This is a genomic window from Pseudaestuariivita sp. (genome assembly GCF_052825805.1).
Genome location: NZ_JBRBVB010000005.1, coordinates 300361 through 322970 on the forward strand (window position 1 = coordinate 300361; position 22610 = coordinate 322970).

Consider the following 22610-nt stretch of genomic DNA (forward strand, 5'->3'; position numbering starts at 1 on the left):
TTGGGGAGGATGGCTTCCGGAGGGCTGGTTTACAATCCCAGACCCGTTGGCATGAGGAGGAGCGGCGCCCGGCCTTTCCCCGAACGGCGCTTGCTCCCTCAGATCACCTGCGCATCGCGCCGATCTGGGTGCAAAGGAGGATGACGGGGATGAGGCCGATCCCGGCGATCATCAGGCTCGGCACCGCCGCGCCCTCGAGCCGCTCGTCGGAGGCGAGGCGAAAGGCGTGCACCGCCAGCGTGTCATAGTTGAAGGGACGCAGGATCAGCGTGGCCGGCAGCTCCTTGATCGTATCGACAAAGACGATGAGCAGCGCCGTCAGGATGCTTGGCCGCAGCACGCGCAGGTGCACGTCGCGCACCGTTCCCCAGGCCGACCGCCCCAGCACACGCGAGGCGGCGTCGATGTTGGGTGTCACCCCCGCCAGTCCGCTGTCGTAAGAGCCGATGGCCGCGGCCAGGAACCGGATCATGTAGGCGCCGATCATCAGCCAGATCGAGCCGGTGATCAGCAGACCCGTGGAGATGTCGAACCACGCCTCCATCCGCGCGTCGAACCAATTGTCGAACCGCGCAAACGGGACCAGAAGACCGACGGCGATCACCCCGCCCGGCACGGCATACCCCAGACGCCCGACAAAAAGCGCGCCGAGCGACAGGCGCGAGCGGAAGACGCGGTGAAACGTGCCAAGGAGCACCGCCGCCGTCACTGTCACCGCCGCCGCCACACCCGCCAGCATCAGCGAGTTCTGCACAAACGCGAGGTACCGCGGGGCAAAGATGTTCTGCTCAGACCGCAGGCCCATCAGCACCAGCGTCACCGTCGGCACGACAACCCCCAGCAGCACCGGCAAAGCGCAGGCCAGCTGCGCGCCTGCGGCCTGCAACCCGGTGAGGCGCGCGCGGACAAAGCCCTCCTGCCGGCCCTTGGTGGCAAAGCTCGCGCTGCCGCGGTTGATGTGCTCGAGCGCTGCGACGAGCAGTGCAAAGGTCAAAAGGCCGAGCGCCAGTTGCGCCGCCGCACCCCGGTCGGCAAGCCCGAACCAGCTGGTGTAAATGCCCGTCGCAAAGGTCTGCACGCTGAAATGCGCGACAGTGCCGAAATCGGCAATGGTCTCCATCACCACCAGCAGTGCGCCTGCGGCAATCGCGGGGCGCGCCATCGGCAGCGACACCCTCAGAAACGCCAGCGTCGGGGACGTCCCCAGCGAGCGTGCCGCATAGAACGGCGTTGCCGCCTGCATGCGAAAAGCCGCCCGCGTCAGCAGGTAGACGTAGGGGTAGAGCACCAGCGTCAGCATCAGCGCCGCGCCACCGAGCGAGCGAATTTCAGGGAACCAGTAGTCGCGCGGACCCCAGCCCATGACCTGCCGCAGCGTGCTCTGCACGATGCCGGGATGGTCGAGCACATCGGTATAGGCGTAGGCCAGCACGTAGGCCGGGAAGGCAAGCGGCACGACCAGCGCGATCTCGAGGAACCGCCGGCCCCGGAATTCAGTCGTGACGACGAGCCAGGCCGTGACCGCCCCGATCACGATGCTCCCCGAGGCGACGAGCAGCACCAGCACCAGCGTGCTCCAGGTGTACCGCCACAGCACGGTATCGGCGAGCTGCGCCAGCGTGTCGAACGTGCCGAGCGCCGCCGCGGCGATGACGCCAACGATCGGCAGCACGCAAAGCACCGCGATAAAGAGCGCCGCTCCCGCAATCGCCTGTCTGTCCATCGCCCGTCTCCGCCTCTGCCGGGCTTGTCTCTACCGCGCCGCGCCGGGCGGAGAAAGGGTCACACCGCCGCAAGCACGGCCCTCGCGATCACAGGACGTCGAGGAACCCGTCGAACGCCTTGACCAGTTCCGTCTCGAAATCGAGGTCACGCGCCTCGAACTCCGCCTCCAGCGCACCCTTGATCGTGAACGGCCCGCGCTCCATCTGCGGCGGTGCGAAGTCGAACTCGTCCTGCAGCGCCAGCGCGATCAGGCTGACAAACGAGGTTCCGTCCTCCGGCGGCGCGCCCGGCAGCAGGGGCGGATCGAACCGCGGGTCTTCGGGAAGGCCGATCGGCGGGTCCGGCGGCGGCAAAAAGGGCGGCGTGATGCCACTGCCCTCGACCGTGATCCTGATCTCCGCGCGCGAGGTCGCACCCGCCGCGTCACTGATCTCGTAGTCAAAGACAAAGCTGTCCGTCTGCCCGTCGGTCATCTGCGTGAAAGCGCTGCCCGGATCGATCACCAGCCTCTGGTTTGCGTCGATCTGGCCGGTGACGGTCCGCCCCCCGCTCGACAAAAGCGAGATCGCGCCGTCACTGGCCTGCAGGTCGACCCAGTCGACGCTCAGAATATCGCCCGCGTCGGGGTCGCTGTCGTTGCCGAGCAGGTCCAGGACCCACGGTCCGGTCTCGCCGAACGTCGCCTCGTCGTCCACCGCCACAGGCGCGAGGTTGCCCGGCACCGCCACCACCGACAGTCCGTCGCCAAACGGCGCAAGCCGCAGGTCGATCCCGTCCGTCCCGGTGATCAGGACCCGTGCGTCCGGAGTGCCGTCCCCGTCCGTGTCGAGTTTCACTTGGCTATCCGGCGTGCTCCGCGTGATCGAGATCGCCGACGGCGCAAGCCCTGGCGCATCGATCACCAACCGGTCACCGATGTCAAAGCCGGAGATCGCGTCCCCCTCGAGCCACTCGGGCGTGCCTTCGACGTGGTTGTCGCCAGCGCCGAGGAAATAGAAATCCGCGCCTGCGCCGCCGACAAGCGTGTCGTTGCCCGCGCCGCCCTTGAGCGTGTCCGCCCCCGCACCGCCAAAGAGGGCGTCTGGCCCGCCGCGCCCTTCGATCTCGTCGCCCAGCGCAGTGCCGCTGATCTGATCGGCGTCTTCAGAACCGACCAGCGCCGGGCGCGCGAGGCCAAAGTTCTCGGCCTCGAGGTCCGAGATAAAGATGTCGTGCAGCACCAGCGGACCGCCATCCGGCAGGTTGATGATGACATCCGGCCCCGGCTTGGTCGTCGCCGCCAAAAGCGCCTCAAAACTGTCGAACGGAGCCTCCGGGAACACGATCCGCGTGCCGCCCGGACCACCCTCGAACCCGATGATCTCCAGATGGCCCGGCGTCTGTGGCAGCTCCACGACGTCTGCGCCGCCCCGCAGAAAGAGGAAATCGAACCCTTCGCCCGGCACAACAGTGTCCGCACCCCAGGTCCCGATCAGAGTGTCATCGCCTGGCGTGCCCTCGAGCGGTGCGCGGTCGACGAGGTCATTGATCGTGACGGCGTCGAGCTCTGCATCGTCCAGCACCACACGCTCGATCCCGGCCAGCGGCGCGGCAAAGTGATCCTCGACGCGGATCGTCTCGACCCGCGTGGCAGAGGTCACCTCGACGATCAGGTCGTCGGGCTCGACCGCATCCTGCAGGAATGCCACGTCCTCCAGCCGCACCCCCGTCAGCTCGAGCGTGTCTCCCGCGCTCAGCACCGGCACTTGCGCGCCCGAGGTGTCGCCCAGCGCGTGCGCGGCCACGGCGTTGCTCTCGAGGCCGGCCTCGGCGGCGCCTTCCTCTTCGAGGATGTCGTGAACGTGGCCACCGCTGCCCGGCGGCGCGGGCAGCATCTCGCGCACGATGTCGTCACCGTCGCCCGGCGCCCATCGGTAGGTGTCCGCCCCGCCATAACCAACGAGGATGTCGCCCGCTCCGCCCCCGATGAGGACGTTGTCACCGTCATCGGCAAAGAGGGTCTCCCGCCCATCGGTGCCTTCGAACGCAATCGCTTCGGGCAGGACGCCGGTGTCGATCTCGCTCCCGTCGGCAAAGACGATCACGTCCACGCCGCCCGGCGTGTTCCCCGGCAGGTTCAGGAGCTGATTGACCAGCGTCAGCGTCTCGCCCGACGCCTCGATCTCGAGCACAAGGTCATAGCTCGTCCCACCCGCGCGGTAGAGCAGCACATCGTCCGGCATCAGGTCCGGCAGCGTCAGGACGTTGTAGTCGTCCTGTGCGCCCCGGTCATCGATCGTGTCGTCGCCCCGAAACGGACCCCAGGTGTAGCCATCGTCACCGCCGATGTTGATCAGATCATCGTCGCCAGCGGTGCCGGTTATCGGCGCTGCCGCCACGATCTCGGCAATTCCCCAAACGGTGCCGTCGCCAAAGGTGACGGTTTCCACACCGTAGTACCGCCCCGTGCCGGCGACGTTGGCGAACTGATCGGTGATCGTCAGCGTCTCGCCCGTTGCGTTGACCGTAACGAGCAGGTCCTCGCTGCCATCCACGCGGCTGAACACCACTTCACCCGGCGCCAGCCCCTCCAGCGTCAGCGCGTTCGCGCGCCCACCCGTGGCAAAGTCGGTGTAGGTGTCCGACCCCTGCCCCGCGCTCCAGCTCAGCGTGTCGCTGCCAAGCTGACCGAGGATCAGGTCGTCGCCGCCAAGCCCCGACAGGATATCCTCCCCATCGGTCCCAAACAGCGTGTCGGCGCCGTCAGTCCCAAGCACCTCGACCTCGGTCAGGAAGTCGTCGATGGCAATCGGCTCCGCCCCGCCCAGCTGGATGAACTCGATGGTGCGCGGCACCCCTTCGGCAAAAAAGTTTACCAACCGCACGGAATCACCCGGACCGTAGGACACAACCGCGTCCGACTGCGTGCCGGTCACGCCGTCCCGGAAGACCGAGACCTGATCGCGCGAAACAGCCCGGATCACGAGCGTATCGCTGCCGACAAAGCTGTCCTCGATCACATCTTGCCCGTCGCCCGGAGACACCTCATAGCGGTCATCGCCCAGCCCGCCGCGCAGCGTGTCGTCGCCCTGATTGCCGATCAGCCGGTCATCGTCGTTCGTGCCGTCCAGCACCTCGCCCGCCGCCGTCCCCCGGAACGGTGCAGCTTCGGCAATCTCGCTTTGATCCCATTCGGTGCCGTCTGCAAAGCGTACGAACTCGATGGCGGCAAAGGCGTCGTTGAACTGCCCGCGCACCGTCAGCGTCTCGTCCGTCGCCAGCGCCCTGATCTCGAGGCTGCCGTTCGCAAGGCGCGTGAACGCCACGTCCGCTGGATCGAGCCCGATGAGCGAGATCATGTCCACGTCGAACTGGCTCGTGCGCCCGCCCTCTTCGATCACGTCCGAACCTAACCCCGGCCCCCACTCGTAAAGGTCCGATCCCCAAAGCCCGGCCAAAGTCTCGTCCGCAGCCGTCCCGGTCAGCGTGTTGGCGGTATCGTCGAGCGACAAGGGCGCGGAGGTATCACCCCCGATGTCGCCCAGCACCAGCTTGAGCACGTCGGCTCCGTCCAGCACCACGCCGCCGTCAAAGTCAAAGAACTCGATGGAGGTGGAAAGGCTGTTGAAGTGCCCCGCTATCCTGAGCGTCCCGGTCGGCGTCGTCGCCACCAGATCGGCGCCCTGAATAGAGAAACTCACATCCGCCGGATCAAGCCCCGCGAACCGCACCCGGTCGCCGGCGCTGAAGTCGTCCTCGAACAGCACATCGTCGCCCAGCGTGCCGGGCTGCACCACGTAGGTGTCGTCGCCACCGGAGCCAGCGAGCGTGTCGTCACCGTTGGAGAAGAACAGCGTTTGATCGGCGCCCGTCCCGACGATGTTGTCATCGCCGTCGCCTGTCTGAGAAAGAAACGCCAGCTCGTTCAGCTCCTGCCAGCTCAGCTCAGTCCCATCGTCAAAGACGATCCGATGAATGTGCGGGCCCGGCGGCGAGGCAAAGAAGGCGCTCTGCTCCAGCTGCCCCGGCAGCGTGATGCTGTCGGTGGCGCTTGGCTGGCCGGTCGGGTCATCGGCATAGACGAACTGCAGCGTCACCTCGTTCGGAGCGCCATCCCGCACGACGCGCAGCTCGGACCGGTCGATCCCCTCGAGGCGCAGCGTGTTCTGGTCGATCCGCACCCCATTCAGCGCAGACGCATCGAGCGTGCCGACGTACGGGTCGACGATCTCGTCGTTGCCGTCGCCGCGGCGGTAGACGTAGGTGTCGTCCCCCCTCTCCCCGCGCATCGTGTCGTCGCCCAGCCCGCCAAAGACGACGTTCTGCTCGTCCGTGCCCACGAGCACGTCGTCAAAGTCGGTGAACTGCAGCCGGACGTCGTCCTGCGTCAGCACCACACCGTCGGCAAAGCGGATGTTGAGATCGCCGGTGAACTCCGACAGCTGGGTGAAGGTGATGCTCCCGCCATTCACGAACTCGAGTACCGCCGTCCCGCCCCCTGTCGGCGCCACGGCAAAGATCGCATCACCCGACGCGATGTCGGGCAGATAGACCTGATGCTCCCCCCGCGCGGTGCCGATGTTGACCGTGTCGTCGCCATCGCCCTCCCGGTAAAGGATCGACGTCTGCACTTGAAAGTTCGTCTTGATCGCCGAGGTGGCCAGGGACGGCAGCGCCTTGCCCGACCACGGCGCGGAGGTGATCACATCATCGCCCAGCCCGCCGTCGAAATAGGTGATGTCCTTCTGAAAGGTCCCGGTGAAGCGCCCTTTGATCGGCGCCAGCACATCGTCGCCGTCCGTGCCGATCTCGATATACTCCGCCTGCGCCTGCCAGAACGCGAACTCGGCCAGCATGTCGTCGGTAATCGGGGAATTGTTGTCTTCAAAGAAGTCGTCCCACAGCAGGTTTGTCAGAATCTGGCGATACTCGAACCATCCGCTTGTCGGGATCTGGGCGCTGACAAAGGGGCGAAAGACCTCTTCCGCCATGGTCTGCATCAACGGCATGACATGGGCGACATGTTCAAAGGCGGCGACCCGGTCCGTGGGAGCCCCCGTCAAAATCCGGTCGACCTGCTCGTAGAAATTGCCGGACAAGAGGTCCGTTTCAAAGTCATAGGTGTAGCGCGTGAGCGCCGCGTAGGGGCTGGCCTGGACCGCCTCGATCTCAGCAGATGTCTCTGCGTTGCGCTCGAGATACGCATGCACCTCGATCACAAAGCGCAAAAGCTTGGAGTCGACATAGCCGTCGTACCCATGGTCAACCCGTGCATCGAGCGTCATGTCGAACCCGATGTCCCACACGAACCACTCTACCCGGCTGAAATCCGTGCCGTAGAACGTCTCGATGAACTGCGCCCGGTCTTCGAGGTTGCGGTCCGCGTCCGCTTTCCCGGCCCAGGCCCACAGGATGTCCTCGAAACGCTCGTGTATTTCGGTGGCATTCAGATCGAGCGCGTCATCGACAAACCCCTCGACCAGGGCGCGCAGCTCCGCGTCCTGCGACATGGCCACACGCAGGTCAGGCACCAGCCCGTTCCCGCTGAGGTTTGGTAGCGCAAGGAGAGCGTCATCGGGGTCGTAGCCGTCAGGTTCGGCAATCACCGAATTCTTGGCGCTGGTGTTGAAAAACACGGCCCACGCCTCGCGGGTTTGCCCGGCGGTGGTCTCATAGCTGCCTGTGGCGGCGACGCGGTTGCCGGCAGCAAGGAACCCATCCGTGTCATGTTCGACACCGATGCTGGCGACGCCAGCCTCTCCCATCGTCATCAACTCGTTTTCATCGACCGTGCCGTCAAGGTTGATGTCGCGCCAGACGCGCATCACGTCCCAAACCTCATCGCGATGATCGATCACCCGGTCGCCATTTGCATCCTCGCTCTCCAGATCGATGAAGGCTTGGTACTCCGGCGCCTCAGGATCGTAATCCTCGGGCGGGATGGCGCCAAAGAATTCGGCTGCGGTGTCGACCTGTCCATTTTCGTTGACGTCGCGCACGACGATCCCGTCGTCGGGGTCGACCCAGCCGGTGGAAATGGCGAGGTCTTCGTCCTCGTAGGTGAAAAAGACCCTCGGATCGCCCAGCGCGGTCAACTCCACACCGTCGCCGTCGAGATCGATCACAAGCGGCTCGGTTTCATCCGCGGTCAGGTCCGTCGTCTCCGTGTCATCCGGCATGACCGGCGCGTCTGGGGGCAGCGCCGGACCGTCGTTGCCGTAAAGCGCGTTCACCTTATCGATGAAGTCTTCGATGCACTTGCGCGTCTCGGGATCGTTGAAATCTACGCCGTCGATGTCGGCGGGTGGCGGGTCACCGCTTTCAGGGTCGTGATCGAGCGCTTTGCGCATCAGCTCGGCAGCTTCGACCAGTTTGTCGCGAAAGCCCTGCCCCACGGTCTTGAGCAAATTGCCCAGCGCACCCAGCATCGACCCCGGGATGGCGCCGCCTGGAAAAAGCCCGATAAACGCGCCTCCTGCAGAGATGAGATTGCCCGCGTTGCCCGGCAGGTCGCCAAGCGCCACCAGACCGCCCTCGAGTCCGCCTAGGGTTTGCGCCTGCTGATAGTTCTCCACCGTCGATTTGACGTCTTGGAGGGCGTTCGCAACTGCCACCGCGTTCGCGTTCTTGGACCCTCCGGCGGCGGCATCTGCCAACTCGGCGGCGTAGCCCGTCAAACCGAGCGTTTCAGCGATCCAGTCATTTTCAGCGGACGTGAGACCGGTCGCCGTGGCCTCGGCGACAGCGTTGTCGATCTGCGATTGGGTCAGTTCAGGTCTTTTTGCAAGTTCTGATCGAAACTCCGCCTCGAAATCGCTGGCAAAGTTCTCCGTCACTTCGGACACGTTCACCGCGTCCAAAACGTTCTTGAGATTGAAATTTGTGCCCGGTCCACTCATCGCATCACCTGTAGAAATCACAGCGGCGCGAATTCAAAGGCGCCTCGAAAACATGAGCCATAGCGTAGGAGGCCTTGCCGCAGCCCGGCAATAACTAAAATTGGGTAAATCGGGCCGCTGAGCCGGAGAATGGGTCAGGTTTACCCCACCAACCCGGCGGCGATCTTGGCGCTGCCGATGGCGGCTTCGGTGTGGGGCGGGGTCTGGGGTGTGACGCCCAGTGCCTTGGCCCGGATGGCGGTAAACGTGGCGTCCGACGCGCCGCCGCCTGCGGAGAGGACAAGGCTTGGGTACGCCCCGCCGCGCGCGGCGATTTCGCGGAAGCACTGCGCCTCGATCCGGGCGATGCCCTCGTAGAGCCCTTGCAAAAAGCGCGCGTCACTCTCCGGGCGCGGCGTCATGCGCGGCGGGTGCGCGGGGTCGTTGACCGGGAACCGCTCACCGGGCGCGCGCAAGGGATAGTAGTCGAGGCCGCTCGGCGTATTCGGGTCGATCTGGGCGCTGAGCTGTGCAAGGGTCTCGCTGTCAAAGAAGTCCGCCAGCACGGCACCGCCCGTGTTGGACGCGCCGCCCACAAGCCAGACATCTCCGAGCCGGTGCGCGTAGAGCCCGATGGCCGGATCGTCGATGCGCACGGGGCTCAGGAGCTTGATCGCGAGAGTCGAGCCGAGCGACGTGACCGCCACGCCCGCCCGCACAGGCGCCGCCGCGATGAAGGCCGCGATGCTGTCGGTGGTGCCTGCCTGGACTGTTGCGTTTGGGTCGAGGCCGAGCTGATCTGCGATGGACGGTGCGACCTGTCCTATGGGAGCGCCGACTGGCAAGGCCGCGGGCAGCAGCGCAGGGTCGATCACCTCACCGATCCAATCGGGCCACGCCTCGGTCTCAGGATCGAACCCGGTCTTTAGCGCGTTGTTGTGGTCGGAAAGTCCGCCCTGCCCGGTCAGGCACGCGGCGATGTAGTCGGCCTGATGCAGGAGGTGCCGGGCCGTGCCGGAGGTGTCTTCGGACACCAGACGCATCGCGCGGCCAAGGGCGGAGTTGCTGCCTTGCGTGATGTGTGCGGTCGGCGCGTGCCGGGCGATCTGCGCGGCCTCGGCGTCGAACCCTTTGGAGTTGTACATCAGCGCACGTGTCACGGGCTGGAGTGCGGCGTCGGTGAGCACCATCGAGCCAGACGTGCCGTCGATGGCGATGCAGGTGACATCTGCGAATGCGTGGCCGTGCTCGGCGAGCGCGCCCTGTTGCGCAGCGAGGCACGCCTTGACGGCCCCCCACCAGAGGGTCGCGTCGATGCGGTCCGGATCTTGGGGTAGGTGCGGCGCGCGGGCCATGGAGAGGACGTCGCCGCGCGCGTCCAGCACTGCCGTCCGCACGCCGGACGTGCCGATGTCGATGCCAAGCGCGAGGCTCATGTGGGCGTCCGGGCCGCCAGCGCCTGCCGGTATTTCTCCGCATCCCAATTGAGCAGTTCAGCCTCGGCGTCTGCCCCGATCGGGTCCAGCGTCCAGCCCTCCGGCACGCGGGCAAGCACATCGCTGAGACAGCGCAGCATCGCGGTCTGGCTGGAGGTGGCGCCTTTGCGCAGCGCCACGCCCTGCCTTGGCACCAACACGGCAGGTGGCGTGCCGTCGTGATCGGATTGCAGCAGCGCCGGGCCGAGGAAGACCACGTGATCGGGGTAGTATGACCCCGCGGTGGCCGCTTCCGCGCCTCCCCCTGCGAGCCACCCGTAAGGCGACCAGTCGAACCCGTCCGGTGCGGGTTCCGAGGGCGTGGGCCCCTCCCCCTCGCGCGGCGTCATGGCAAGCCGGCGCTCGACCTCTGCGAGGAGGTCGGACACCTCCTCCACTGTCGCACCTGCACAGATCAACCCATGGTTTTGCAACACAAAAACCTGCGTGTCGGGAGCCGCACGGGCCAGGATTTCGCGAGTTAGCGGCAGGCCGGGTTTGGCGTATGGCACGCGGACAAACGGCAGACCGGCGAGCTTGGCATCGAGCGCGGCACGCCCCTCGGGACTGATCGCGTGCACGAGCGTCGCCACCGAATGGGTGTGCGCCACCACGTTGAAGTCGAGCGCTGCGTGGAACGTCGTCTCGATCGACGGGCGCAGGGTGATCGCTGGGTCGAGCACGGTGCCTTTGCAGGAGCCGTCGCCAGCCTCACCGCGCGCCTCGGCGATGGCGGCGGCACGGTCCACGGGGACAAAGATCATCTGCCGCTCGGCGTCGGCGAGCTCGGTCCCGGACGCCTTGATCCACATGACCTCACTGTCCTTGATGGACGTGTTGCCACCCGGTCCCTGCACCTGCAGCGGGTCCTGACCCAGCCGCGCGGAAAGCTGGCGGAACGCATCAGTCACAAGCGCCGGGCGTGTGTCACGTGTCATCGCAAATCCTCGATCCGGTAGGTGGGCGCGGGGTGGCCAGTTTCGGCAATAAGCGCGCGCAGAGCGGCGTCGCGGTCGCTTCTGTCAAAGCGCGCCGCGTAGAGCCCGCCCTCGACAAAAAGCGAGTCCCAGCCCGCGCCTGCCGCGCCGGTGATATCATGCTCGAGACTGTCGCCCACCATGAGGAGGCGCTGACTGCCGAGGGCCTCGGCGACGGCCTCGAAAATCGGGCGGTGCGGTTTGCCGTAGAACGTGACTACCCCGCCTTTGGCCGCGTAGGCGTGTGCCAAGGCGCCGGGAGAGACGACCGTTTGGCCGCCGGCGCGGGGGCTCGCCTTGTCGGGGTTCGAGCAATATACCGGCAAGCCGCGGGTCAGCGCGGAGCCCATGACGCTGGACCAGTCGTCCTCTGTGCTGCCGTCCGGCAAGCCCATCAAAAGGATCGCTTCAGCGTCAGACAGGTCGCTCACCAAGTGTAGATCCAGTCCTTCCGCCCAGGCCGCCGCATCCCCGGGCGCGCGCTCGATTGGGTAGAACCGCGCCTCAGGCACGCGGCCGGACTGGCAATCGCGCCACAGCGCCTCGCCGCTGGTCATCACCACGTCGAAGAGCCCCTCGGGAAAGCCGATCCCGGCGATACGCGCGGCATTCGGCGCTGCGCGCTTGCCGGAGTTCGAGAGCACCGCGAGCCGATGACCCGTCCCCTTGAGCGTGCGCAGCGCGGAGACGGCGTTCGGGTAAGGCACGCTGCCGTCATGCAGCACACCCCACTGGTCGAGCACGATCGCGTCGTAGTCGCCCGCGACCTCTGCCAAGTGCTGCAGTGCGCGGGTCATGGACGGCTCAGTCTTCCATGTCTTCGGGTTTGGCGAGGCTGGCGATGTAGGCATCGACCTCCTCGGGTTTCATCGCGGGCGCCTCTTTCTGGGCAAGGCCCGGCGCCATGTCGCCAAAGTAGAACTTGTAGCCCGGGATCACCTGGCGGCGCTTGCGGATCGGCATGCCTTCGTAGGGGAAGACGTCAGACCGCGCGTTCGCCACGTAGTCGTGGCAGGGCAAAACATAGTCCGAGCGCTTGTCGAGCTCCTCGACCGACTTCCACCCCTGCACCGAGTTCACGAACCGCGCGGGCACCCAGTAGCGCCACATCTCGGCCGGGTTCGGCTCGAGGTTGCGCTCCTCGAAAATGGCATCCCCGCAAATCACGATGTCGCCGGCGCTCGTTGCGACGCTGACTGCCATGTGACCGACCGAGTGGCCAGGCGTGTGGAACATGGTCAGACCGGGGAGGATCTCGCACTCATCATCGACCGCCTCGAAGGCGCAGCCGAGATAGGCCGCGTCGATCCCCAGCGTGCCGCTTTCATACGTGCGGTAGTAGAGCGGCAGCGGGTTGTAGGCCATTTCGATCTCGGCCTTGGGCGCGATGTAGCGGGCGTTCTTGAACTCTTTCATGTTCTGCACGTGGTCCCAGTGCAGGTGAGTGAAGATGATCGCGTCGATCTCGTCCGGGTGCACGCCCAGCTTTTGCTCGAGATGCTCGTGGACCTGCAGGCAGCCGCGCTTTTCGCAATTGTGGTGATACTTGCTCGCACGCTCCTGGTCGGGCAGGCCGGTGTCGATCAGGATTTTATGCTCGCCGGTGTCGACGTAGTGACAGAACACAGGCTGCCACTTTTTCTTGCCCGCCGGGCCTTTCCAGAAAATGTAGGTGCCAAGGTCGCCATGCAGCCAGCCGGTGTTGATCGGATAAATCTTGGTTTCGGCAACGCCCATGGTGTCCCTCGTGTGCTGTGATTCAGTTTTGTATACAAAAAGAGCAAGCTGCGCGCATTTGCAAGGTTTAATCCGGTGAGCCGTCCCTAATTTGCCTTGAGCGTCTGGATAAAGCTCGCCGCCATGTGCGTGCGCATGCTGTTGGAGGCGGTCGCCGAATCTTCGGAGAAGATGTCTGCGATCAGGGCCTCGTGACTTTTGGCGGAGGCGATCAGATCGGCGCGGGTGGCAAATTTCTTGGCCCGGAAGGGACCCGTACGGCGGCGGAATTCGATTGCGATCTCGGCCATGTAGGGATTTCCAGTGGCCGTGTAGATCGTCATGTGAAACGCCTCGTTGGCGCGCAGATAGGCCGCACGGTCGCCCGCTTCTGCCGCTGAAACGCAGTTGGCCTGTGCCGCCTCGATCTCGGAACGGGTCAGCAAAGTCAGGCGCTGCGCGGCAATCCGGGCGCAGGCCGTCTCGATTTCGTGCATCGCTTCAAAGATTTGGCTCAATTCCTCGCGGCTGTATTCCGCGACGAAAACGCCCCGCTTCTCACCCTGCACCAGCACGCCCTGCGCTGTCAGTCGGGACAAAGCCTCACGCACCGGGGTACGGGATGCGCCGAACCGGTTGGCCAGTCCCGTCTCGTCGAGCCGCTGCCCAGGCGCGAGCGCACCGACGCTGATCTCGTCCAAAAGCCCCTGCTCGATCCGCTGTGCGGCGGACATCTTTGGCAGATCAAGACTGATTTTCTCGGCTTTCGGCATGTGGTCTGTACCTTGATTGAGCGTATCTCCTACCGCAGTTTCGCGCCGAAAGCAAATTTGCATATTTACTTTTTGTTTTGTATACAAAATATTGTTGCCGGGAGGACGTGGATTCGATGCCAGAAATTAAGCTTGAACGGCTGGTCAAACGGTACGGCGCGGTGGAGGTCCTGCACGGCATCGATCTCGACATGGCCGAGAACGAGTTTACCGTGCTTGTTGGCCCGTCAGGCTGCGGCAAGTCCACGACCCTGCGGATGATCGCCGGGCTCGAGAGCGTGTCGGACGGCGAAATCTACATCGGCGGCAATCCCGTCAGCCAGCTTGATCCAAAGGATCGGGGGCTGGCGATGGTCTTTCAGGACTACGCGCTTTACCCGCATATGGACGTGGCGAAGAACATCTCCTTTGCCTTGCGCCTGCAAAAACGCCCCAAGGCCGAGATCGACGCCAAGGTGCGCGAAGTCGCCGAGACGGTTGGCCTGACGCAGTTCCTGCATCGCAAGCCCGGCGCCTTGTCGGGCGGTCAGCGGCAGCGAGTGGCGATGGCCCGGGCCCTGGCCAAGGACAGCCAGATCTTCCTTTTCGACGAGCCACTTTCGAACCTCGACGCCAAGCTGCGCGGCCAGATGCGTGCCGAGCTCGCGATCATGCGCCAGAAGGTGCAGAAAAACATGATCTACGTCACGCACGACCAGATCGAGGCGATGACCCTTGCCGACCGGATCGTCGTCATGCACGGCGGACATATCCAGCAACAAGGCAAACCCGAAGAGCTCTTTAAACGCCCCGCCAACAAGTTTGTCGCGGGCTTTCTCGGCTCGCCGCCGATGAACTTTCTCGACGCCACGCTCTCTGGCGCTGGCGACCGGGTGATGGCGGCAGGCGACGGGTTCAACCTCGCGATCCCGACAGATGTCGCGGCGCGCCTTGGCCGGTCGAGCGGGGACATCATCCTCGGCATCCGCCCGTCGGACCTCAACTACGACGCCAGCGCGCCCGACGATCAGGCGCTCGACCTGCGGGTGATCGTCTCGGAATACGTGGGCGCGCAATCGGTGCTCATGTGCGCCTGCGGCGGCACCAACGTGACCGTCGAGCTCAAGTCCGAGACGCCCATCGCGCTTGGCGAGACACTCAGATTCGCGGTCAGACCGGAGGGCGTGCACCTCTTTGACCGCAAGACCGAAGAGGCGCTGTGAGGGCGCCCGCATCCATCTCAAGGGAGGAGAAAGAATGCTCAAATCATTGAAACACACCACGCTGGGGGCCGTCTCGGTCCTGGCGTTGGTGGCTGGCCCGGTGCTTGCCGATGGCCACAGCAAGGGGCCGTATGCGGAATACGCGGGCACGACGGTTGTCGTGAACTTCCCGGCGCACCCGCACTATAATGCGGCGATCAAGGTGCTCCCGGAGTTCACCAAAGAGACCGGCATCGAGGTCGAGGTCGACCAGCTGCCCTACCTGAAGATGCGCGAGCGTCAGACGCTCGAGCTGGCGCAGGATGAGGGTGAATATGACCTGATCTCCTACGTGGTCTTTTCCAAGGCGGACTATGTCTTTGCCGACCAGCTGGAGAATCTGGCCAAGTACTTCATGAACCCCAAGCTCGCCGATCCGAGCTACGACGCCGAAGACCTGATCGACGGCTACGTGCAGAACATCGGCGTTGCGGGCGGCAAGAAGGGCTACCTGCCGGGACCGACAGGCTCGCTCTTCGGCATCCCGTTCGGCTCCGAAACGTCGGTGCTCGCCTACCGCAAGGACATCTTTGAAAAGCACGGGATCGCCGAGCCGACCAACTATGACCAGTTGCTCGACGCGGCTTGCAAGATCCCTGAGGTCGAGCCGGGTATGGGCGGCATGGCCTCCCGCGCGGCCTCGGGCCATCAGGCGTCTCACGCGTTTCTTCTGCACCTCGCCCCGCTGGGCGGCCGCGTGTTTGACGACAACTGGGAGCCGATCATCAACAACGAGGCTGGCGTCGCTGCCGCCAACGCGCTGAAAACCATCGTGGATTGCGGTCCCGAAGGTGCGATGAGCTTTGGCCCGGCCGAGGCGGCAAACTCGTTTGCCAATGGCGAAAGCGCGATGTTCATGGATTCGATCGCCTTTATGCCCGGCTTCGAGAACCCGGACCGCAGCCAGGTCGTCGGCAAGGTCGGCTATGCGATGCACCCCGAAGGTGTGCGCCGCGGCTCGCAGACCGGCGGTTTCGGCATCGCGATCCCGAAGAACGCCGAGAACAAGGAAGCGGCCTTCCTGCTGATGCAGTGGCTGACCTCCAAGAAGGGCGATCTGATGGTGGCGATGGAAGGCGGCAACCCGTCGCGTTTCTCGACCTACCAGAACGAAGAGCTGAACGAGAAGTATCCGTTCTCGGCCACCTTCGGTGAGGCGCTGCAGTTCGCCGACCCGGACTGGCGTCCGATCATCCCGCCATGGGGCAAGATCAACGCGGACATCGGCACCACCATGTCCAAGGTCCTGACCGAAGGTCTCGACATCCAGGAAGCGCTGGACGGCGTGGCCGAGCGCACCCGCGCGACGATGGAAGAGGCCGGTTACTACACGTGGCAGTAGCCGCGCCGTAAGGTTCCTCCCGTGGGGCGCGGCGTGTCTGCGCCCCCGCTCTGAAGCGTAAGGTGGGCCTCGGCCCACCTTACCTCCCCGACCGTCCCGAGGCTTGCCATGTCGATCTCCCGCGCCAACCGGCTGACGCCCTACATGTTCATGGCCCCCGCGGCGATCATCATGGCGATCGCGCTGCTCTACCCGCTGGGTTACATGGTCTGGGGCTCTTTCCGCGACTGGGACCCGACCCAGACGATCGGCGAGGCCGAATTCGTGGGCCTCAAGAACTACATCACCCTTTGGAACGACCCGAACTTTCGAGAGAGCCTCAGCGTCACGCTGATCTTTGCCTCGGTCGTCGTGTCCTTCGAGATGGTGCTGGGCGTGGGCCTTGCCCTGCTGCTCGACCGCAACATCCGCGGGATGTCAGTGCTGCGCACGCTCTTTATCCTGCCGATGATGATCGCGCCCGTCGTGGTCGGCCTGATGTGGCGCTACATGTACCACCCCACCATCGGCACGTTTAACCGGATGCTCGAGAGCGTCGGCATCGACGGCGTGGACTGGCTGGGCCAGCACGCGCTCCTGAGCGTCATCATCGCCGACATTTGGCAGTGGACGCCGTTCATCTTTATCCTGTCGCTCGCCGCGTTGCAGTCGCTGCCGCGCTCGGCGCTGGAGGCTGCGCGCATCGACGGCGCGACCGGCTGGCAGCAGATCTGGCACATCAAGCTGCCGCTGATGATGCCGGTGCTGATCGTGACCGCGCTCCTGCGCCTGATCGACGCCTTCAAGGTGCTCGAGGTGATCCTCGTGATGACCGAAGGGGGTCCGGGCCTCTCAACCGAGATCGTGGCGCTGCGCATCTCGCGCACGGCGACGGAGTTCCGGGAGCTGGGCGTGGCGGCTGCCATGTCGAACTACCTGCTGATCCTCCTGCTGCTGCTGACCGTGGCGATGTTCGCGATCACCCGCATCCAGGAAGTCCGCGCCGCGCGGCTTGCCCGCCAGATCGAGGAAGAGGGGTAACCCATGTCCGCCAACCACGACCGCCAGAACCCCGCCTTTTACGCGCTGCTTGTCGCGCTGGTGCTGATGGCCATCGGGCCGATCTTTCTGATGTTGATCAACTCGTTCAAACTGGACGTCGACATCATCAGCGGCTCGACCGGGCTGATCTTTCTACCGACGATCCAGAACTACGAGACCGCGCTCTGCGATATTCTCTGGTACGAGCCGGAGCATCTGGACTTTTGCTCGCTCAAGTTTGGCGGGGCGCTGATCAACTCGCTGATCATCGCGCTGATCTCGACGGCGCTGACGTTGGTGATCGGGTGCATGGCCGCCTACGCGCTGGTGCGGTTCAAGTTCATGGGGCGCGACACGGTCTCTCTGACGACGCTGATGGTGCGGATGGTGCCGCCCGCCGTGCTGCTGGTGCCGGTGTTCGGCCTTTGGAACAACGAGTTTTGCCTCGACCGTGACGGTCTGATCGGTGGCGCGATCCGGGAGGCCTTTGGCGGGCGCGGCGATGTCTGCCTCGCGGGCACGCATTCCGGGATCATCCTGATCTACGTCGCGATGAACCTGCCATTCGTGATCTGGATCCTGCAAAGCTTTATCGCGCAAATCCCCCGCAGTCTCGAGGAGGCGGCACGCGTGGATGGTGCAGGTCCCTTCCAGGTGTTCTTCAAAGTGGTGCTGCCGCTCATCAAGCCGGGCCTTGCGGCGGCGGCGATCTTTACCTTCCGCATCGCGTGGAACGAGTACCTGCTGGCCTCCGCTCTCAGCGACCGAAACACCAAGACGGTGCCGATCCTCATCGTGAACAACATGAGCGAGTTCAACGTCGAGTGGGGGGTGATCATGGCGACGGGCATGCTGCTGGCGATCCCGCCGATCATCTTTACCCTCTTTGCCTCGCGGCAGATCATCACCGGCATGACGGCAGGCGCGGTGAAGGGCTGACGATGTCGGCCCACGTCCTTGTCCTCTCCACGCTCGACACCAAGGCGGACGAAACGGGCTACCTGATGGCCCGGCTGGCCGAGCACGGCGTGGTGGCGGACACGGTGGACTTGTCACTCGACACGGGCGGGAAGATGCTGGACGGCGCAGGCAAACTCCGCGCGATGCAGGACGCCAGCCTCCGCGCCATTGATGCCATTGCCGCGCATAAATCGGCGCAAGTCGTGCTGGGGCTGGGCGGGGGAACGGGCGGCGAGATTGCCCTGACGGTGATGCGGTCACTTCCGATCACGTTTCCCAAGGTGCTGATCTCGACCCTACCCTTTGACCCGCGCCGCGCGGCGGCGGACACGTCGATCATCCTCGTGCCGACGCTGGTGGACATTTGCGGCCTTAACGCCACCCTGCGCGAGGTGCTCGAGAACACGGCGGCCATGACTGCCGGTCTGGCTACGACCCGGCAAAAAGGTGGATCTTGCATCGCCGAGCCGTCGGTCGGGATCACGGCCCTTGGGGTCACCGAACGCGCCGCGCGCAACCTCGTCTCTGGCCTGCGCGGCCGAGGTCAGGAGACGGCGGTCTTTCACTCCAACGGGTACGGCGGCGCGGCCTTTGCGCGCTTTGCAGATCAGGGCGCGTTTCACACGATCGTCGACCTGACGCCGCACGAGATCACGCGGATGCACCTCGCCGGCGCCCATGTGCCGATGCCGACGCGGTTTACCGCCGGGCCGGAAGTGCCGCGGATCGTGTTGCCCGGCGCGATGAATTTTATCGGGCTGGGCGAGAGGTCGGTCCTCGACGACGCCTATCTGCGCCGCCCGCACTACGAACACTCGGGCTATTTCACCCACGTGCAGGTCTCGGAGGCCGAGATGGTGACGATCACCGATGCGCTCTGTCAGTCCCTCAACGCAGCGCTGGGACCTGCGGCGCTTGTGGTGCCGATGGGCGGCTTTTCGCACGAGGATTGCCCGGGCGGCGCACTCGAAAACGAGACGCTGCGGGCGCTGTTCCTCGACCGGGCGCGCGGCCAGCTCGCGCCGCATGTGCAGGTGGTGACGTGTGACGCGCATATCTCGGACACCGCCACGACCGACGCCATTCTTGACACCCTCGATGCGCTCAAGGCGCCAACTGGAGACCCCGTTCATGTCTGATCTCAACGACAAGAAAGACGCCCTGATCGCGACCGCCAAGCGCTGCTTTGACCTTAAACTGCAGACAAATGCGGGGGGCAACCTGTCGGTGCGGCTCGACGATCGTGACGCGATTGTCATCAAGCCCTCGGGCGTGGGGTTCAACGAATGTACGCGGGAAAACCTTCAGGTCGTGCATCTCGACGGGACAGTCGAGCCGAGCGACCTCAAGCCATCCAAGGACCTCGGCTTTCACCTCGACCTCTACCGTATCCGCGACGACATCCGCGCCATCGTGCACTGCCACAGCCCGTGGGCGACCGGCTATGCGAGCGCGGGGATCGAGATTCCCTGCCTCACCGTGCAGACCATCGAAAAGATCGGACGGATGCCGCTGATTCCGCTGTCGCCCGAAGGCGGTCCGCAGACGGACAAGGAGATCAGTCCGGTCTTTCAGGACCGCAGCATCGTCAGCGCCGTGCTCGCCAACCACGGCACAATCGGTGTCGGGCCGAACCTGATGAAGGCACAGTACCTCGCCGAGATCATCGAAGAGACTGCCCACATTGCCTATGTCCGCGACACGTTGATGGCGGCACATGGCAAGACACAGGCCGACCTGCCGACCTACGGAACCGCAGCTGACGCCGCCGCCTCACGCGGCGCGGCTTAGCGCAAGCAACCATAAGCCCTGTACATCCCAATCGGACAAGCACGCGCCGCCCCAGGGGGTCGGCGCGGCCTGACAGTGCCTGTCAGGCGGGAGCTCAGAATTAGGCCAAGCGCAATTGTTGAAGGCCGACCGCTTTTCGGCACGCGGCATTCGCCAGAAAAAGGAAAGGCCGCACCCGAGGGTACGGCCTTTTTGGTTGCGGGAGTAGGATTTGAACCTACGACCTTCAGGTTATGAGCCTGACGAGCTACCGGGCTGCTCCATCCCGCGCCAATACCGGTCAGATAGGTGGATTCTGTGGGCGGCGCAAGGGACGAAGGCATAGAATTTGCACAGAATTACGACAGTTTGGGGATTGTCTCGGCGGGCCCCTGCACGCGGTTGCGACCGGCCGCCTTGGCGGCGTGCAGCGCGGCTTCGGCCGCATCGAGCAGACGCGACGGTGTCTCGCCCGGATCGTCCGGCAAGGCGATACCACAAGAGATGGTCACCTTTGGCAGGATGCTCTTTTGCCCGCCGTAGGCCACCTGCATCTCCGCCGTGCGGGCGCGGATATTTTCGGCCAATTCCGCTGCAGCGCATCCGTCCTGGCCTTGCAACAACAGAACAAAAGCATCGCTCTTGAGCCGCGCCAGCGTGCCGGTGTGATCCGCGATGTCGTGCAGGAGCTTGGCAAAACTGCGCAGAACCGCGTCGCCCGCGTCCTGCCCCTGCTCGTTGTTAAAGGTCTTGAAATGGTCGAGGTCCATCACGATCAAGGCCACATCATGCGCCCCGCGAGACGACAGCGCCCTGTGACAGGCGTTGAGGAGGTACCGGCGGTTGAACGCGCCTGTGAGCGGGTCACGCGTCGATTGCTCTTGCAGCTCGTCGCGGAGTTTGACGTTGGCAATGGCGAGGCTGATCTGCTCGGCGCATTGCACCGCAAACGCCATCGTGGTGTCGTCGAGCGCCTCTTGCGCCGCACCCTCGAGCCGGATGTGCAGCAGACCAACCGTGTCGCCATGCGCGATGATCGGCAGACAAACGTAGGGCGTCTCGCACGGGTCCGAGCCGTCGAGGTCGTCCGCGTGGTGACACGCGAGATCGGCGATCCCGACGCCATAGCGCAGCACGCGCCCGCGCCTGAGCGCCCAGCAGGCGTCGGGCTTGATATGCGGCTTGATCTGGCCGTCGCGGTTCCACTGGCAGGCGCCGTCGAGCACATCGCGGGAATTGCTGTAGACGTAAAGCTCCCCCGCGGACTTTGGGAAGAGCTGCGCCATGAACCGCTCGATCACGCGAAAAAGTTCATCGAGCGACTTGCAGCTTTGCAGCCACTCGCCAAGCTCGCTCAGCTGCCGGGATTGAGTCTTGCGCGTCCGCTCCATGTCGAGCGCGGTGCGCGCCTGCGCCTCCGCCTGTTCCGCATGCTGCTTGGCCTGGGTAAGCTCTACCTCGCGCGCCTTGAGCTCGGAAATGTCGAGGGCGATGCCCGCCGTGGCGCCTGATGCCAGCGGGTATTTGTAGACGCGCTGGTGGATACCGCCTGCGTACTCCCGCTCGACCGCCTCGCCGACCGCCTTGCGCTGATCGGCGACACGTTTGGCAACCTCGGCCTCGAGATCCGTTGCCGCCACCTTGCCACGGATGCTTTCGCGCACAAGGTCGGCGTAGAGTATGGGCGTTCCGGTTTGTGCCTGGCGCTGCCTCAGGTCGGCGATGACCGGATGGAGCGCGGCATAGGCTGCATTGTAGGCGATGAGCCGATCGTCCGCGTCGTAAACGCAGTAGGACATCGGGCTTTTTTCGATCGCCTCTTTGAAGATGCGGTGCTCCTCGACCAGCCGGCGGAGCGCGTCGGTATCCTTTTGCAGGCGCGGTACGGTCAGTTCGTTTGCGTGATCGCTGCGCCGCGCGCGGGGCATTTCCGTCATGTGCGGGTCTCGTCGCCTGTGATGCGCGAGGGTACCGCGGGAGATGTGAACAAAGTGCTAATGCCCGCTGTGGATATCTTCATCGAAAGGTTCGACGATGTATCGAGCTGCGTTTTTCGCAACGTCGAACGGCCCGTGCCGGGACCCTCGAAAGCTTGGCTGCATCGTGCAGGTGTCAATGTTGAGCACGTACAGATCATCCACGGCTACATGATGGCATGCGCACGAAGTGCCGTTACAAATGCTGGGCTTAAGACATAAAAAAGCGCCCTCGGAGGGGCGCTGTTTCAGGAAATCGTGTCGAGAGATACGTTTCACGTTTCTTACTAGGTTTGGCGATGACCTACTCTCCCACGACTTAAGTCGCAGTACCATTGGCGCAAAGGCACTTAACGGCCAGGTTCGGGATGGGGCTGGGTGTTTTGCTCTCGCTATGACCACCAAACCGAGAAAGAAACGGGTCCAAGTCAGTCACCGTTTGGTGCATGACCTCCGATCAGTAGTCAGTCTGACTGCTACTGGATCAAATCAAGCCTATCGGACAATTAGTACCGGTCAACTGAACACATTGCTGTGCTTACATCTCCGGCCTATCGACGTGGTGGTCTACCACGGTCCTCAGGGATACCTTGTTTTGAGGGGGGCTTCCCGCTTAGATGCCTTCAGCGGTTATCCTGTCCGATCATAGCTACCCTGCACTGCTGCTGGCGCAACAACAGGTCCACCAGTGGATCGTTCACCCCGGTCCTCTCGTACTAGGGGCAACTCCTCTCAAGTATCCTACACCCACGGCAGATAGGGACCGAACTGTCTCACG

Annotated in this window: 14 protein-coding genes, 1 tRNA gene and 2 rRNA genes; 6 read left to right on the plus strand and 11 right to left on the minus strand. The window is 64.4% G+C overall.

Translation table 11 applies throughout. The features are described 5' to 3' along the window. Positions 1-103 precede the first annotated feature (103 nt). The 7 genes from ACU0B3_RS09150 to ACU0B3_RS09180 all read right to left on the minus strand — a co-directional run bounded on the left by ACU0B3_RS09150 (position 104) and on the right by ACU0B3_RS09180 (position 13523). Positions 104-1723, minus strand: a complete 1620-nt coding sequence (locus tag ACU0B3_RS09150; RefSeq protein WP_446260542.1) for an ABC transporter permease — start codon at positions 1721-1723, stop codon at positions 104-106. Positions 1724-1811: 88 nt separating this feature from the next. Continuing rightward, the gene (locus ACU0B3_RS09155) at positions 1812-8603 is read right to left on the minus strand and encodes a calcium-binding protein (protein ID WP_446260543.1); all 6792 of its coding nucleotides are present in this window, start codon (positions 8601-8603) and stop codon (positions 1812-1814) included. Between the two features lie 140 nt (positions 8604-8743). After that, entirely contained in the window at positions 8744-10018 is a 1275-nt protein-coding gene (locus ACU0B3_RS09160) for an FGGY-family carbohydrate kinase (protein WP_446260544.1), read from the minus strand. Continuing rightward, entirely contained in the window at positions 10015-10995 is a 981-nt protein-coding gene (locus ACU0B3_RS09165) for a class II aldolase/adducin family protein (protein ID WP_446260545.1), read from the minus strand. Before ACU0B3_RS09165 ends, ACU0B3_RS09160 begins: the two co-directional genes overlap by 4 nt. Then, positions 10992-11831 (minus strand): TIGR01459 family HAD-type hydrolase, encoded by an 840-nt coding sequence (locus ACU0B3_RS09170; protein WP_446260546.1) that lies wholly within the window; start codon positions 11829-11831, stop codon positions 10992-10994. The genes ACU0B3_RS09165 and ACU0B3_RS09170 overlap by 4 nt, the downstream gene beginning before the upstream one ends. Before the next feature lie 7 nt (positions 11832-11838). Next, the gene (locus ACU0B3_RS09175; RefSeq protein WP_446260547.1) at positions 11839-12771 is read right to left on the minus strand and encodes an N-acyl homoserine lactonase family protein; all 933 of its coding nucleotides are present in this window, start codon (positions 12769-12771) and stop codon (positions 11839-11841) included. Between the two features lie 86 nt (positions 12772-12857). Then, positions 12858-13523 carry a GntR family transcriptional regulator gene (locus ACU0B3_RS09180; protein WP_446260548.1) on the minus strand — a complete coding sequence of 222 codons (666 nt, stop codon included), beginning with the start codon at positions 13521-13523 and terminating at the stop codon, positions 12858-12860. Positions 13524-13639: 116 nt separating this feature from the next. Between ACU0B3_RS09180 and ACU0B3_RS09185 the strand changes: the two genes are divergently transcribed. From ACU0B3_RS09185 to ACU0B3_RS09210, 6 genes are all read left to right on the plus strand, one after another. Beyond that, positions 13640-14725: an ABC transporter ATP-binding protein gene (locus tag ACU0B3_RS09185; RefSeq protein WP_446260549.1), complete on the plus strand. Its 1086-nt coding sequence runs from the start codon at positions 13640-13642 to the stop codon at positions 14723-14725. Between the two features lie 34 nt (positions 14726-14759). Next, positions 14760-16106, plus strand: a complete 1347-nt coding sequence (locus tag ACU0B3_RS09190; RefSeq protein WP_446260550.1) for an extracellular solute-binding protein — start codon at positions 14760-14762, stop codon at positions 16104-16106. Between the two features lie 108 nt (positions 16107-16214). Continuing rightward, positions 16215-17126, plus strand: a complete 912-nt coding sequence (locus tag ACU0B3_RS09195; protein ID WP_446260551.1) for a carbohydrate ABC transporter permease — start codon at positions 16215-16217, stop codon at positions 17124-17126. A 3-nt stretch (positions 17127-17129) separates the two neighbouring features. Continuing rightward, entirely contained in the window at positions 17130-18065 is a 936-nt protein-coding gene (locus ACU0B3_RS09200) for a carbohydrate ABC transporter permease (protein WP_446260552.1), read from the plus strand. Positions 18066-18067: 2 nt separating this feature from the next. Then, complete coding sequence (locus tag ACU0B3_RS09205; RefSeq protein WP_446260553.1) at positions 18068-19225, plus strand: Tm-1-like ATP-binding domain-containing protein; 1158 nt, start codon at positions 18068-18070, stop codon at positions 19223-19225. After that, positions 19218-19877 carry a class II aldolase/adducin family protein gene (locus tag ACU0B3_RS09210; protein WP_446260554.1) on the plus strand — a complete coding sequence of 220 codons (660 nt, stop codon included), beginning with the start codon at positions 19218-19220 and terminating at the stop codon, positions 19875-19877. The genes ACU0B3_RS09205 and ACU0B3_RS09210 overlap by 8 nt, the downstream gene beginning before the upstream one ends. Positions 19878-20070: 193 nt before the next feature. Here the strand turns inward: ACU0B3_RS09210 and ACU0B3_RS09215 are convergent. From ACU0B3_RS09215 to ACU0B3_RS09230, 4 genes are all read right to left on the minus strand, one after another. Further along, positions 20071-20147: transfer RNA gene (locus tag ACU0B3_RS09215), tRNA-Met, on the minus strand. Positions 20148-20215: 68 nt separating this feature from the next. Then, positions 20216-21793: a diguanylate cyclase domain-containing protein gene (locus ACU0B3_RS09220; RefSeq protein WP_446260555.1), complete on the minus strand. Its 1578-nt coding sequence runs from the start codon at positions 21791-21793 to the stop codon at positions 20216-20218. 330 nt (positions 21794-22123) lie between these two features. Then, a 5S ribosomal RNA gene (gene rrf / locus ACU0B3_RS09225) occupies positions 22124-22238 on the minus strand. A gap of 79 nt (positions 22239-22317) precedes the next feature. Further along, positions 22318-22610, minus strand: a 23S ribosomal RNA gene (locus ACU0B3_RS09230); the annotation flags it as partial.